The organism is Pseudomonas sp. CC6-YY-74, from assembly GCF_002025205.1.
GTDB classification, from domain to species: Bacteria; Pseudomonadota; Gammaproteobacteria; order Pseudomonadales; family Pseudomonadaceae; genus Aquipseudomonas; species Aquipseudomonas paeninsulae.
In genome coordinates, this window is the sequence record NZ_CP019947.1 from 3,552,103 (window position 1) to 3,566,247 (window position 14,145).

Sequence of the window (14,145 nt, forward strand, 5' to 3'; positions counted from 1 at the left end):
CCTTTCAGCACTGCGGCTGGTTGGCGGTATAGCGCTGCGCCGGATTGATCGCCACGTCGAAATCACGCAAGGCGCTGGCGCCGATCAGCAACGGATAATCGAAGTGGCTGCGGTCGGTGAGGTTGACCTCAACAGTGCGCAATTGGTTACCCAGGCAGAGCTGCATATCGACCACCGGACGCTTGGCCACCGCGGGGGTGCTGGCGGCACCTTGCTCTTCGGCGCGGCTCTTGATTTCGCTGATGCGGGTCAGGGGCTGCTCGAACTGGGTGTCGTCGGCACTCGCCGTGGCCAGGCGAAAACGCACCCACTCCTGGCCACCACGGCGGAACTGCTCGATGTCCTTGGCCGACAGCGAGGCAGTCACCGCGCCGGTGTCCATCTTGGCTTTCAGGGTTTGGCCGACTTGCGGCAACTCAATGTATTCGTAGCGCCCGTAGAGCGCCGGCTGATTGGCCATCGCCGGGAAAGCGACCAAGACCAAGAGTGCAGCAACAATCTTCATAACCTGTCAGTGCTCCGTAAAAACGTCAGGAACTCCGACCGGCTCAGCGGCAGATGGTTCGACCGGATGTCGGTTTGCGGCGCGCCACTTATCTGGCGGGCATGCCCGTCCACAACTCATCCAGGTGGCGAAAACCCCAGTCGGCGGCGGATTCGCGGCTGACGATCTTGTCGCGGCCGACCCAGTCGGCCAGGTCGATTACTTCCTGGGCAATCGGGGCCTTCGAGGTGGCCGAGAAGAACACCTTGACCCTGGGCATCAACAGCGAAGTAGCGTGCTGCTCCAGCACCACCCCGAGACGGCCACTCTGCAGGCGCACCAGCGAACCGGTCGGGTAGATACCGACGGCCCGGACAAACGACTGGAACACCTGCTCATCGAAATGCCCCTTGCTCCACTCCGCCATCTTGTGGATCGACTCAGCCGGCCCCCAGCCAGCCTTGTACGGACGGTTCGAGGTGATCGCGTCATAGACATCGCAGACCGCACCCATCCGGGCAAACAGGCTGATCTGCTCACCGACCAGTCGATGCGGGTAGCCGCTGCCATCGACCTTTTCATGGTGATGCAGGCACACATCCAGCACCTGCGCGCTGACCTGCCGGCTGTCGAGCAGAATCCGCGCGCCCTCCGTGGGATGGCTGCGCATCGTGACAAACTCGCTGTCGCTCAATTTGCCCGGCTTATTCAGCAGCGCCGACGGTATGCGCATCTTGCCGATGTCATGCAGCAGCCCGGCCATGCCCGCCTCGCGCACCTGAGCCTCGTCCAGGTCGAGTTGCCGCGCCAGGGCGATCATCAGCGCGCAGACCGCCACCGAGTGCATATAGGTGTATTCATTGGCGTGTTTGAGGCGCGCCAGGCTGATCAGGGCACTGGGCTGACGCATTATCGAGGCGGAGATTTCATCGACCAACTCGGCCACATGGCCAACGTCAATCGCCCGGCCCATGCGGGCATCGCCGAACATCTGCACCACCGCAGCCTTGGCACTGTCGCAGAGCTTGGCGGCACGGCCGATTTCCTCATCCAGATCGGTCCGCCTGCGCTCCACCCGCGGCGCGGCGACCTGCAACACCGCCGCAGTTTCCTCCTCCACCTGCTCGAGCGTTTGCCCGCTCGACATATCCAGCCCCTTGCTGGTGTCGATCCACAGCTCGCTGATACCGCTGTCGCGGATACGTTGCAGGTCCTTGGGGTTGCTCAGGAGAAATTGGGTCTTCCAGAACGGATGCTCCATCCATGAACCGCACAGCTCATGGATGTACATACCCTCAAGCAACTCGGTGACGGAAATGCGCTTAAGCACGAAGGCAACCATGGCGACAGTGGGTGGACGCACTAAGCATAAGCCATCCACGACAGTGGCAGACTGGCATCGCGCAGCTATTTTCCTCCCCCCCCTGCACTCAGCGGCGGTGAAAATGCCGAGCACCGGCGATCCGTGCAAAGCGTGGGGCGATCCGGGCGGCGATCTGTTCGGAGCGAAGCGACAGCCCGCCGAATGTGTGGCGTACCGGTGATCGACGGTGCACTGCCTGCGGCGAGTGACACCCTACAGCTCGCGGCTCGCACCAGACGCCGTGCGTGGGGCGTAGGGCGTAGGGCGGCCTCGGAGCGCAGCGACAGCCCGCCAAATGTGTGACGTAGCGGTGATCGACGGTGCACTGCCTGCGGCGAGTGACACCCTACAGTTTGCGGCTCGCACCAGACTCCGTGCGTAGGACGTAGGGCGGCCTCGGAGCGAAGCGACAGTCCGCCGAATGTGTGGCGTACAGGTGATCGACGCTGTACTGCCTGCGGCGAGTGGCACCCTACAGCTCGCGGCTCGCACCAGACGCCGTGCGTGGGGCGTAGGGCGGTCTCGGAGCGCAGCGACAGCCCGCCGGATGTGGGGCGTAGGGGTGATCGACGCTGCACTGCCTGCGGCGAGTGGCACCCAACGAATCATGGATTGCTCGAGGCCATGGGGCGGAGCCAAGGGCGCCGCGGCGATGCCCCTCGGTCGCACCAGCAGTAACGCCAGCGTCCCCGCCTGCTACACTGCGCGCCATTTCGATTTGCAGGCCTGAACCGTGACCAACACCGCATTCTCCTCACTGCCGCTGTCCGCCGCCATGCTGGCGAACCTCGAGTCGCTCGGTTACACCGAGATGACGCCGATCCAAGCGCAGAGCCTGCCGGTGATGCTCAAGGGCATGGACCTGATCGCCCAGGCCAAGACCGGCAGCGGCAAGACCGCGGCCTTCGGCGTCGGCCTGCTCAATCCGCTGAATCCGCGTTACTTCGGCTGCCAGGCGCTGGTGATCTGTCCGACCCGCGAACTGGCCGACCAGGTGGCCAAGGAAATCCGCCGCCTGGCCCGTGGCGCCGACAACATCAAGGTCCTGACCCTGTGTGGCGGCGTGCCCTTCGGCCCGCAGATCGCCTCGCTGGAGCATGGCGCGCAGATCATCGTCGGCACTCCCGGACGCATCCAGCAACACCTGGCCAAGGGCACGTTGAAGCTCGACGGCCTCAACACCCTGGTGCTCGACGAAGCCGACCGCATGCTCGACATGGGTTTCTACGACAGCATCGCCGATATCATCGGCCAGACCCCGAGCAAGCGGCAGACCCTGCTGTTCTCCGCCACCTACCCGTCGAGCATCAAGCAGTTGTCCGCCGCCTTCATGCGCAACCCGCAGCAGGTCAAGGCCGAGGCGATGCACGACGACGCGCAGATCGAACAGCGCTTCTACGAGATTTCCCCCGAAGAACGCATGGACGCGGTGGTCAAGCTGCTCGCCAGCTTCCGGCCCGAGTCCTGCGTGGCCTTCTGCTTTACCAAGCAGCAGTGCCAGGAAGTGGTCGACCACCTGAGCGCCAACGGCATTTCCGCCGCGGCCCTGAATGGCGACCTGGAACAGCGCGACCGCGACCAGGTGCTGGCGATGTTCGCCAACCGCAGCCTGTCGGTACTGGTGGCCACTGATGTAGCCGCACGCGGCCTGGACATCGACGCCCTGGACATGGTGATCAACGTCGAACTGGCGCGCGATTCGGAAATCCACATCCACCGCGTCGGTCGAACCGGCCGCGCGGGCGAGAAAGGCATGGCCATGAGCCTGGTCGCGCCCGCCGAAGGCCATCGCGCCCAGGCCATCGAGACCCTGCAGAAAAGCCCGCTCAACTGGCACCCGCTGAACAGCCTCAAGGCCAAGGCCGGCGAACCCCTGCAACCACCGATGATCACCCTGTGCATCAGCGGCGGACGCAAGGACAAGGTCCGTCCCGGCGACATCCTCGGCGCCCTCACCGGCGATGCCGGCATCCCTGGCAGCCAGGTCGGCAAGATCGCCATCTTCGACTTCCAGGCGTATGTCGCGGTCGAACGCAGCATGGCCCAGCAGGCCTTGAAACGCCTGAGCGAAGGCAAGATCAAAGGCCGCACGCTGCGCGTCCGCTCGCTGTAAGGCACTCGCCACGGCCCGCCGTGGCGACGCTGGCAGCCCTGCAGCCTGCATTCGCCGCGGGGCGCGCCTCCTACAAGAGCCTGGCGCTATCCGCGCACCTGTAGGAGGCCCGACCTCGGGGCGATGCATTTCCCTGGCTCCCGGACCCAGTCATCCAGCACCCCGCCCACGCGCTTGTCGCCACCCCGCCCCTTGGGCAATCATGACCTTTCCCGTCGGCTGTCGCCGGCATCCGCCTGACGCCCCTTGCCGCGGGCGCCCCAGCCCAGGAGCCGCCGCATGTTCGAGGCTTTCGCCACACTCAAGCAGCACTTCGCCGCCCTGCACAGTGACGCCGAATACTGGTCGCTACGCTATGTCCGCGAAGACCAGCAGCAGCTGGCGATGCGCAAGCAGGTGGCCGAGCCGCCGCGCTTCAGTCGCGATCAAGGCGCAATGCTCAGCGTGCGGGTGGCCGGGGTCGAGGCCTACGCGGCGACCAGCGACCTGTCCCGCCAGGGCCTGCAGGCCGCGCTGGATCGGGCCACTGCACTGGCCCGGCGAATCGCTCCGCAGGCCTTGCTCGACCTGCGCGCACTGGCGCCCTCTAGCGAACGCGGCGAGTACCGCTCGCCCGGTCTGGAGGACGATTTTCCCTCGCTCGCCGCCTGCTACCAGCTGCTCGCCGCCGAGTCCGCCGCCGTGCCCAGCGATCCACGCCTGGTCAATTGGCGGGTCGGCCTCGACCTGACCAGCAGCGCGCAGCTCTACCTCAACAACAGCGGCGCCGAGTTGCACCAGGCCCAGCGCTTCGTCTACCCGCACCTCAGCGTCACCGCCTACGACGGCCAGGACAGCCAGACCCGCAACCTCGGCGGCGCCCACCTCGGCCAGCAGGGCGGCGCCGAAGTGATCGAGCGCCTGGGCCTGATCGGCGCCGCGCCACAGGTCGCCGACCAGGCGCTGCAACTGCTGCTCGCGGCCAACGCGCCGAGCGGCCCGCGTGACCTGCTGCTGATGCCGGACCAGATGATCCTGCAGCTGCACGAATCCATCGGCCACCCGCTGGAGCTGGACCGCATCCTCGGCGACGAACGCAACTTCGCCGGCACTAGCTTCGTCAAGGCCAGCGACTTCGGCAACCTGCAATACGGTTCCAGCCTGCTCAACGTGACCTTCGACCCACACATCCCCGAGGAGCTGGCCAGCTACGCCCATGACGACGACGGCAGCCCGGCGCGCCGCGAGTACCTGATCCGCGACGGCCTGCTGCTGCGGCCCCTCGGTGGCGCCCTGTCGCAGTGGCGCAGCGGCCTGCCGGGCGTGGCCAACAGCCGCGCCTGCAACTGGAACCGGCCACCGATCGACCGCATGGCCAACCTCAATATCGAACCGGGCGAACAGAATCTTGAGCAGCTGATCGGTGGCATCGAGCACGGCATCCTGATGGCCAGCAACCGCTCCTGGTCGATCGATGACGCGCGCAACAAATTCCAGTTCGGCTGCGAATGGGGCCAGCTGATCGAAAACGGCCAGCTGCGCGGCGTGGTCAAGAATCCCAACTACCGCGGCATCTCCAGCCAGTTCTGGGGCTCGCTCGCGGCCGTCGGCGACGCCAGCACCCGCGAGGTGCTCGGCACCGCGCACTGCGGCAAGGGCGAGCCCAACCAGGTGGTCCGCGTCGGCCACGCCACCCCGGCCTGCGTATTTAGCCAGGTCGACGTATTCGGCGGAGCAGCCTGATGAACAACCTGAAGCAATTTGAAGCGCTGAGCGAATGGCTGCGTGGCGCGCTAAACCCAGGCGAAGAATTCAGCCTCGGCTACAGCGCCGAATCCTCCGAATTCATCCGCTTCAACCAGGGCAAGGTACGCCAGGCCGGCCATGTACAGCAGGCCAGTTTGACCCTGCAGCTGATTCGCGACGGCCGCCATGCCGAGCTGCAAGTCACTCTCAGCGGCGCGGCGCAGGATGACCGCCAGCGCCTGGCCGACGCCCTGCAGCACCTGCGTCAGACCCTGCCGCTGCTGCCAGCCGACCCTTACCTGCAGCTCAACCGCGAGGCCTGGCACAGCCATGTGCTGCAACTCGAAGCGCTGCCGGACAGCGCCGCGGTGGTCGAGCAGATCGGCCAGGCCGCGCAGGGCCTGGATCTGGTCGGCTTCTACGCCGCCGGCCCGATCAGCCGCGGCTTCGCCAGCTCCAGCGGCGCCTTCGGCTGGCACCAGGCGAGCAGCTTCAACTTCGACTGGAGCCTGTTCCACGCCAACGGCCAGGCGCTCAAGGCGCAATACGCCGGCCAGACCTGGCAGGCCGACGCCTTCGCCCGGCGCATGCAGCAGGCGCGCGAGCAACTGGGTTATCTGGGCCAGCCCGTGCGCACCCTGGCGCCCGGCAGCTACCGCGCCTACCTGGCGCCCGCCGCCCTGCAGGAAATTCTCGAACTGATGAGTTGGGGCGGCTTTTCCGCCCAGGCCCTGGCCGACAAGGACAGCCCGCTGCAACGCCTGCATGCCGGCGCCGCCAGCCTCAGCCCGCTGCTAAACCTGCATGAGCAGGTCGCGGGCTCGCTGACCCCGGCGTTTTCCAGCGAAGGCTATCCGCGCCGCGACCTCAGCCTGATCCAGGCCGGCCAGCCCGGCGAGCAACTGGTCAGCTCTCGCAGCGCCGCCGAATACGGCCTGCCGGCCAACGGCGCCAGCCCCTGGGAAAGCCCGCAGGCGCTGGCCATGGCCGCCGGCAGCCTGGAACAGGACGAGATCCTCGCCCGTCTCGGCACGGGCCTGTACATCGGCAACCTCTGGTACCTCAACTACTCCGACCGCCCGGCCGGGCGCCTGACCGGCATGACCCGCTTCGCCACCTTCTGGGTCGAGGACGGCAAGCTCCAGGCGCCACTCACCAGCATGCGCTTCGACGACAGCCTCTACGACCTGCTCGGCAGCCAGCTCGAAGCGCTGACCCGCGAACGCGAGCTGAGCCTGTCCACCAGCACCTATTACCAGCGCCACAACGGCTCGACCCTGCTGCCTGGCGCCCTGCTCCGGCGCCTGACCCTGACGCTGTGAATCTCTGCTGATTGCAGGCGGCGCGCAGCAGCCGGTAGCTATCGGCGGCAACGCCAAGGCACGGCCGTGTAGGATGGTGTTGAGCGCAGCGATACCCATCAATGGCGGCCCATACCGTTCCGGCAAAACACCCACGCCGGACTGATGAAGTCAGCAGGTGTCAGCACCGGAGCAACAGCCCGCTACAGCCCATGCCGCTGGAGAATCGCCGCATAGCTGCCATCGGCGTGCATGGCGACTATGGCCTGGTTGAACGCCGCGGCGATCGCTTGATGCTGCGGATGACTGCGGCTGATCAGGATATGCAGGCCGTTCTCGCTCAACGGCCGCTCGAGAAACTCCAGCTCATCACGGATACCGCTCAGCTCGCGGTCGAAGTGATAACGCGCGACGAACTCATCCTCCAGGGTCAACTCGACCCGCTTGGCCTGCAGCATGCGCGCGGCGCTCTCGAAACTGCCGACACCCACCTTGTGCCGCAACGGGGCGCTGTTGAACGCGGCGGAATAGGCGTAACCACGCACCACCGCGATGCGCTGGGGATACAAATCGGACAATTGCTCGAACTTGATGCCGCTGCCCTTGCGCCGCAACAAGCGGATGCGATTGATCAGATAGGGCTGGGAAAAATAACCGATGCTGGCGCGCTCATCGGTATACCAGGCGTTGATCAGCACATCGTAGTCGCTGCGCTGCAAGCCACGCAGCGCCCGCTCCCAAGGCACCTGCACATAGGTCGTGGCATAACCGGCACGGCCCAGCGCACTGCTCACCAGATCGGCAGCCACACCGTTATTGAGCAGGGGCTGGTCAGTGAACGGAGGCCAGGGGTCGGCCACCAGCCGCAGGGTCTGCGCCATCACGCCCAGCGGCAACAACACAAACGACAAACAGAACGCACGCAGTCCATTCATGACGGGCTGTCCACAAGGTAAAGATTCCAGACTGGTCAGTCCCCGCACATCCGGCGGGTCTGCAAGCCTTATTGGTTAGCGCCGTACTGAACCACCCTGCGGGTCGCGAGGCAACCGCTATCTGGCACGTCGTACGGTTTGAAAGCCGCATACAACGGGCCAAGCCGTCGGCCAGATACGGCCGGTGCCTGAGTCGGCAAGGCAGGCCTGGCAAGCAACGATTGGACAAAGTGCTGGCGAATGGCTAGCTTCGCGGGAATGCGCAGCCGAGGCGTTGCAGGAGGGGTGTATAACATCCTTACACCACCATCGATCCACCGAAAGCCGCAGAATAGAGCGGCAGAGAAAAATGGTGAGGAATGTTATCCACCACGCCCGTAAAAGCGTTATCACACCATTTGGTGTCTATTTATAGTTAGGTGCTGGAGCGAGAAAGCACTGCCTTCAACAGAAAATGGAGATTTCTAAATTGCTGTTTGCAAAAGCATTTCAGTATAAAAAATGGGCTAACTCTGAGCTACTGGCTTTCGGAGAGCGCCAGTTGCACTTGCTTCCGGAGAGCGATGCAGTCTTCTTTATTAGAATCCTCAACCACACCACAGTGGTTGACAGCTTATTTATCAGCCGAATGTTAGGAACCCCTGAGCTTTACTCTGCTGACAACACGGTAGAAACACCAACTTACTCAGAGCTAAAAGAAAGAATTGAGAAAAATGATTCATGGCTTATGGATTTTTCCGCAACTGCCACTCCTGAAACCATGAGCCAAACCATTTCCTTTAAATTCACTGACGGTGATTTGGGAACACTATCAGTAGAAGAAGTAATGGTTCATCTGCTAACGCACGGCAGCAATCACAGAGGTATGGCTTCACGAACATTGGCATCAAATGGTCTTGAGCGCCCGAAAGATACATTCACTCGATATCTGCATGAGGTCGAACCCGGCAGAAGAAAAGAGGCTCGGCGTGCCAGCACCTAACAAATGGTTCAAATCGCTCGCTCCGCTCACTGGGACGGGCTAAAGCCCGCCCCTTAACCAAACGTTAGCGGTATATATGAATTTCAACGTAACCGAAAAATACAAACGTAGCGAAAAACGAAAAGTGATACTCGCCGCTTTGCTTTTCATCGGGATAATAGCCGGCGCTGCCTGGATGTTCATCTCCAGCGAAAGCCTGTATCACAAAATACTAGCTGCAATTATTTTTTTGCTACTCGTAAAGCATCTGCCCGGCGCGTATAAAAATATAAAAAATCACGACTCATCCTATCCATCCGTATCGATTATCGAATCCGAGAATAAAATTGACATATCACACAAAGGTGCTGTTGTGAGCATGCCGTTATCGGATATAGAAAGCCTTAAAATCCAGAGCATGAAGGGCAATATTAAATCTCTACTGCTAACCACAAAATCTTTCAGTAACCTACGTTTTGAAGGCTATGAAAATTTAGCTGAAATGGCGGAGTTGCTTAAAAAATATACCCCGGTAGGAAAAATCAAAAATGCCACGTGGTATCACCGCTAACAACTGGTTCAAACCGTTCGCTTCGCTCACTGGGACGGGCTAAAGCCCGCCCCTTAACCAAACGTTAGGCCCACTCCGTTAGTTTTCTTTGTGGCTTTTGTATCGTTTTCAATATCGCTATCGGATTTTCACGCTTTACGTTATTCAGCTCCACCGCAAGGCGTTTGTACTACTCAATTCAATTCGTGCTTTAAAAGGATTTCAAGTTTGAATAATCGGCAGGCACAAATTAACAATTTATCGCGCTGCGCTCGTGTCACGTTCAGCGCTGGCTTACAAATTGCCGGATGTTCGGCTTTCGCTTAGCGTCGCTTTCAAAAATAGGCGGCGTTCTGCGTTCGCTTGAGGTACAAGGTTTTGCAAACACACAAAATCGCGCACGATCAGAAATGCCTAACTAGCAGTTCAAGTCGTTCGCTTCGCTCACTGGGACTGCGTGCCGCAGCCCCTTAACAAAACGTTAGAGGTAACCATGATTCATCGCGCTTCATTACCAATTATCGCGGCTCTACTTATTGCAGGCTGTGCAAGTGCACCTAGGTATTCCGGCAGCAGCGTTACAGACCAAGTCCTTCGCCAGGATATTTATAAGAACGTATCATTACTCTTTAAAGCCCAGCATAGCTGTTACAACATAGAAACTATAAATACAGAAATAACAAACTTAGTAAATTCTGAGTCGGGGGCTATCATTAAAGCAAACGAATTATGGAAAGTTGGCGGCTGCAATAAATTTTCATCTTATAAAGTTGAATTGACCGCCGACTCGAATGGCGAGACGTATTACTCTGTTGGCGGTGTTAAATAACCTCTAACAAATGGTTCAAATCGCTCGCTGTGCTCGCTGGGACGGGCTAAAGCCCGCCCCTTAACCAAACGTTAGAGGTAAACATGCTTATCCTTCTGCTGATTGCTGCATTTATATTTTTTGTTGCTATTGCACCTATTAAAACAACAATAACCTTTGCGGCCCTGATGCTCCTGATTCTTTGCGTGGTAAAAATATCAACACGAATTGTCACAGGTAATAATGTCAGTTTGGTCGAAGCATTTAAAGCTGTCGGTCTTTCTCTGCTATTCGCTTGCATTGCAGTATTTGCGCTAACAAGCTTTAGTAGCGCCACAGGAATACATAGCTTTACAGATGCAGCGGCAATCGTTGTAATTGGATTGCTTTTCAGTTCATATATTGCTGGGTTTAGTGTTGCACTGGGAACAACGTTTGGCAGCAGCACTGCTATTGCAGCAATAGCCACTGCTGCCTCAGGAGTTTTAATAGCAGTTGCAAAAGTTTAAATTTGGCTCCTCTAACTATGCGCTCAAATCGCTCACTTCGTTCGCTGGGACGGGCTAAAGCCCGCCCCTTAGCTTAATCGTTAGCCACATGAACATACCTGTATTCACACCTGGTTAATCTCAGGGTCGGACCCACGTAACTGTTTGACTGATAAGAAAAACATCGCCAGATAAGGACCAAATAACCGCTTAGACAGCCAATTTTTGCATCAAATTTCGTGCTTTAAGGAAAGGGGAAAGGGATGCCTCGTGCGAATCGTTTCTTGTTGCCGGGTCACGTCTGGCATATCACCCACCGCTGTCACCAGCGCGAGTTTCTGCTCAAGTTTGCCCGCGACCGGCAACGGTGGCGGTACTGGCTGTTCGAGGCGCGGAAACGCTTTGGCCTCAGCGTGCTGAACTACGTCGTGACGTCGAATCACGTCCACCTGCTGGTAGTAGACCGCGGTCAGGGTGAAATCGCGCGCGGCATGCAATTGATCGCCGGACGCACAGCACAGGAATACAACCAGCGCAAACAGCGGCACGGCGCCTACTGGGAGGATCGCTACCATGCCACTGCCGTGGACACCGACGGCTACCTGGCGCGCTGCATGACGTATATCGACATGAACATGGTGCGTGCCGGGGCTGTCTCCCATCCGGCGCAATGGGATTCCTGTGGTTACCGAGAAATTCAGCAGCCGCCCACGCGGTATTGCGTTATCGACCTGGAGGCCTTGATGAGTTTGCTTGGCATCCGCGACCTGGACACTCTCCAGCGCACCCATGCAGCCTGGATGGATGAGGCTCTGAAAGCCGAGCCATTCAGGCGTGTTGAGGGTTGGAGCAAGAGTCTGGCGGTGGGCAGTCAAGCGTTCGTGGCGCGGTTCCAATCGGAAAGCGGTATTGCCACCCGCCACCGTGAGATTGTTCAAGGCGATGACGGCTATCGCCTACGCGAACCTGTAGCGCGCTACAACAGCCATTTCGATCCGGAAATGGCCTGTTTAAGGGCTGATAACGCGGTCTTACTGGATGAATTACTCTAAATTTCAGTGAATTGGCTAGGTCCGACCCCATGTGGCAGAGTGGCTAGGCAGCTGAACGGGCCGGGGGCAGCGACTAGACTTGGAGGTTGTGAACATAGCGAGCGCGGTCGCGAGGCCGACTCCTGGTGTTCGCGGCAAGGCGCGTTGCGTTCGGCGCGGCGCGTCGGGCGATCCGTTCGAAGCGCCGCGGCATCCCGGCGGATGTGTAGCGTAGCGGTGATCGAAGGTGCACTGCCTGCGGCGAGTGTCACCCTACGGGTCGTGGGTCTCTTGAGGTAACGGGGCGTTTGCGAACTAGGCAGGGGCGGGAGTTTTTCACCGTTTTTCAGTTGTGCGGTCCGGTTTGAGCTGACCGGGGCGATAGCGGCCAGCCGCATTCGAACCATGCGCATTACCGGAGCCATAACATGCCAACCGCCGTCCGCGCCCTGCAGGGCGACATCACCCAGCTGCCGGTGCAGGCCATCGTCAACGCGGCGAACGCGACGCTACTCGGCGGTGGCGGCGTCGATGGGGCGATTCATCGCGCCGCCGGGCCGCAGTTGCTGGAGGCGTGCCGTCAACTGGGCGGTTGCACCACTGGTGAGGCCAAGCTGACCCTGGGTTATCGCTTACCCGCCGAATACGTCATCCACACGGTCGGGCCGGTCTGGCATGGCGGCGACCGCGGCGAGCCGGCGCTGCTGGCCGCCTGTTATCGGCACTCGATTGAAATCGCCGTGGCCCAGGGCATCCGCAGCCTGGCCTTCCCGAGCATCAGCACTGGCGTCTACGGTTACCCGCTCGCACTCGCGGCGCAGATCGCGGTAAGCACGGTGCGGGCGGTGCTAAAGGAGTTCAGCGGTTTCGACGAGGTGATCTTCTGCTGTTTCTCGGCCAGCGACCTGCAGGTTTACCAACGTCTGCTCACGGCCCCGCCCGGCGCCCAGCCCGCACCGGTCTAGCGGCTTCGGTTAAGATGCGCGCTGTTTGGCGCCGCGCTCGCGGCGCCTGGGGTGTTGTGGGGACGTGGCTGTGCTGGTTACTCAAGTTGTGATTGTCGGTGCCGGTGCCGCCGGCCTTATGTGTGCATTGACCGCTGCCGGGCGCGGGCGCCGGGTGCTGTTGCTCGACCATGCGAACAAGGCCGGCAAGAAGATCCTGATGTCAGGCGGCGGGCGCTGCAATTTCACCAATATGTACTGCGAGCCGGGCAACTTCCTCTCGGAGAATCCGCACTTCTGCAAGTCGGCCCTGGCGCGCTATACCCAGTGGGACTTCATCGGCCTGGTGGGCAAGCATGGCGTGGCCTATCACGAGAAGAAGCTCGGCCAGCTGTTCTGCGACCACAAGGCCAGCGACATCCTCGGCATGCTCCTCGACGAGTGCGCGCAGGCCGGGGTCGAGCTGCGCTTGGATACCTCGGTCAGCGAGATTGCCAAGCTGGAGGCCGGCTACCAGTTGCAGACCAGCGCCGGCCTGGTCAGCTGCGAGTCACTGGTGATCGCCAGCGGCGGCCTGTCGATCCCGACCCTCGGCGCCAGTGGCTTCGGCTATCAGGTCGCGCGCCAGTTCGGCCACAGCGTGCTAGCCACCCGCGCCGGGCTGGTGCCGTTCACCATTACCGATCCGCAGTTGAAGACGCTGTGCACTGAGCTGTCCGGCACCTCGGTGGAGGATTGCCTGGTCAGCTGCAACGGCCAGAGCTTTCGCGAGAACATCCTGTTCACCCACCGTGGCCTCAGCGGCCCGGCGATCCTGCAGATTTCCTCGTTCTGGCAGCCGGGCGACACCGTGCATATCGACCTGCTGCCGCATATCGACCTGCCCGAGTGGCTGGCCGAGCAGCAGCGCGACCGACCGAACAGCGAGCTGAAGACCCTGCTCGCCGAGCTGTTCACCAAGAAGATGGCCAGCCTGCTGGCCGACAACTGGTTCGCCAGCAAGCCGATGAAGCAGTACACCCCGGGCGAACTCAAGGCGATCGCCGACAAGCTGGCCGACTGGCAACTGGTGCCGGCCGGCACCGAGGGTTACCGCACCGCCGAGGTGACCCTGGGCGGCGTGGATACCCGCGAGGTGTCGTCGAAGACCATGGAGTCGCTGAAAAGCCCGGGGCTGTATTTCATCGGTGAGGTACTGGATGTCAGCGGCCACCTGGGCGGCTTCAACTTCCAGTGGGCCTGGGCCTCGGGCTATGCGGCGGCGCAGTACGTCTGAAGCGCAGCGCTGAGCCGGCGGGTAGCGGGCTCAGCGCGCCGCCTGTGGCCAGGCAACCGCGGCGCGATGCGCGACGCCCAGCGCCCGAGCTAAGGCGGTCCGGCGGCGCGGCGGCGCGGCATTGCAGCCAAGAATTCATCGACAGGCCGCACTCGTTTCCCGGCCG

At 61.3% G+C, this 14,145-nt stretch carries 13 protein-coding genes; 10 read left to right on the forward strand and 3 right to left on the reverse strand.

Annotated features, from left to right (window positions below; all coding sequences use genetic code 11):
- Positions 1-4: 4 nt before the first annotated feature.
- Both B2D37_RS16125 and B2D37_RS16130 read right to left on the reverse strand, forming a co-directional pair.
- A complete protein-coding gene (locus tag B2D37_RS16125; RefSeq protein WP_079203640.1) occupies positions 5-505 on the reverse strand; it encodes an ATP-dependent zinc protease in 501 nt (166 codons plus the stop codon).
- Positions 506-593: 88 nt separating this feature from the next.
- Positions 594-1,814 carry an HD-GYP domain-containing protein gene (locus B2D37_RS16130; RefSeq protein ID WP_079205002.1) on the reverse strand — a complete coding sequence of 407 codons (1,221 nt, stop codon included), beginning with the start codon at positions 1,812-1,814 and terminating at the stop codon, positions 594-596.
- A 766-nt stretch (positions 1,815-2,580) separates the two neighbouring features.
- On the opposite strand from B2D37_RS16130, the gene dbpA reads away from it, so the two are divergent.
- From dbpA to B2D37_RS16145, 3 genes are all read left to right on the forward strand, one after another.
- Positions 2,581-3,960, forward strand: coding sequence for an ATP-dependent RNA helicase DbpA (dbpA, locus tag B2D37_RS16135; protein ID WP_079203641.1), 1,380 nt, complete (start codon positions 2,581-2,583; stop codon positions 3,958-3,960).
- Positions 3,961-4,239: 279 nt separating this feature from the next.
- On the forward strand, positions 4,240-5,682 hold the full coding sequence (locus B2D37_RS16140; RefSeq protein ID WP_079203642.1) for a TldD/PmbA family protein: 1,443 nt from the start codon (positions 4,240-4,242) through the stop codon (positions 5,680-5,682).
- Positions 5,682-7,007, forward strand: coding sequence for a TldD/PmbA family protein (locus B2D37_RS16145; RefSeq protein WP_079203643.1), 1,326 nt, complete (start codon positions 5,682-5,684; stop codon positions 7,005-7,007). The genes B2D37_RS16140 and B2D37_RS16145 overlap by 1 nt, the downstream gene beginning before the upstream one ends.
- A 182-nt stretch (positions 7,008-7,189) precedes the next feature.
- On the opposite strand, the gene B2D37_RS16150 is transcribed toward B2D37_RS16145, so the two are convergent.
- Positions 7,190-7,921 carry an ABC transporter substrate-binding protein gene (locus tag B2D37_RS16150; protein WP_079203644.1) on the reverse strand — a complete coding sequence of 244 codons (732 nt, stop codon included), beginning with the start codon at positions 7,919-7,921 and terminating at the stop codon, positions 7,190-7,192.
- 469 nt (positions 7,922-8,390) lie between these two features.
- Between B2D37_RS16150 and B2D37_RS16155 the strand changes: the two genes are divergently transcribed.
- The 7 genes from B2D37_RS16155 to B2D37_RS16175 all read left to right on the forward strand — a co-directional run bounded on the left by B2D37_RS16155 (position 8,391) and on the right by B2D37_RS16175 (position 13,979).
- On the forward strand, positions 8,391-8,903 hold the full coding sequence (locus B2D37_RS16155; RefSeq protein WP_079205003.1) for a DinB family protein: 513 nt from the start codon (positions 8,391-8,393) through the stop codon (positions 8,901-8,903).
- A 76-nt stretch (positions 8,904-8,979) separates the two neighbouring features.
- Positions 8,980-9,453 (forward strand): hypothetical protein, encoded by a 474-nt coding sequence (locus B2D37_RS16160; RefSeq protein WP_079203645.1) that lies wholly within the window; start codon positions 8,980-8,982, stop codon positions 9,451-9,453.
- Positions 9,454-9,925: 472 nt separating this feature from the next.
- Complete coding sequence (locus tag B2D37_RS23185; RefSeq protein WP_154067106.1) at positions 9,926-10,261, forward strand: hypothetical protein; 336 nt, start codon at positions 9,926-9,928, stop codon at positions 10,259-10,261.
- 83 nt (positions 10,262-10,344) lie between these two features.
- Positions 10,345-10,749 carry a hypothetical protein gene (locus B2D37_RS23190; protein WP_154067107.1) on the forward strand — a complete coding sequence of 135 codons (405 nt, stop codon included), beginning with the start codon at positions 10,345-10,347 and terminating at the stop codon, positions 10,747-10,749.
- A 242-nt stretch (positions 10,750-10,991) separates the two neighbouring features.
- Complete coding sequence (locus tag B2D37_RS16165; protein WP_079203646.1) at positions 10,992-11,780, forward strand: transposase; 789 nt, start codon at positions 10,992-10,994, stop codon at positions 11,778-11,780.
- 407 nt (positions 11,781-12,187) lie between these two features.
- Positions 12,188-12,724 (forward strand): O-acetyl-ADP-ribose deacetylase, encoded by a 537-nt coding sequence (locus B2D37_RS16170; RefSeq protein ID WP_079203647.1) that lies wholly within the window; start codon positions 12,188-12,190, stop codon positions 12,722-12,724.
- 70 nt (positions 12,725-12,794) lie between these two features.
- Positions 12,795-13,979: an NAD(P)/FAD-dependent oxidoreductase gene (locus B2D37_RS16175; protein WP_079205004.1), complete on the forward strand. Its 1,185-nt coding sequence runs from the start codon at positions 12,795-12,797 to the stop codon at positions 13,977-13,979.
- Positions 13,980-14,145: the final 166 nt, after the last annotated feature.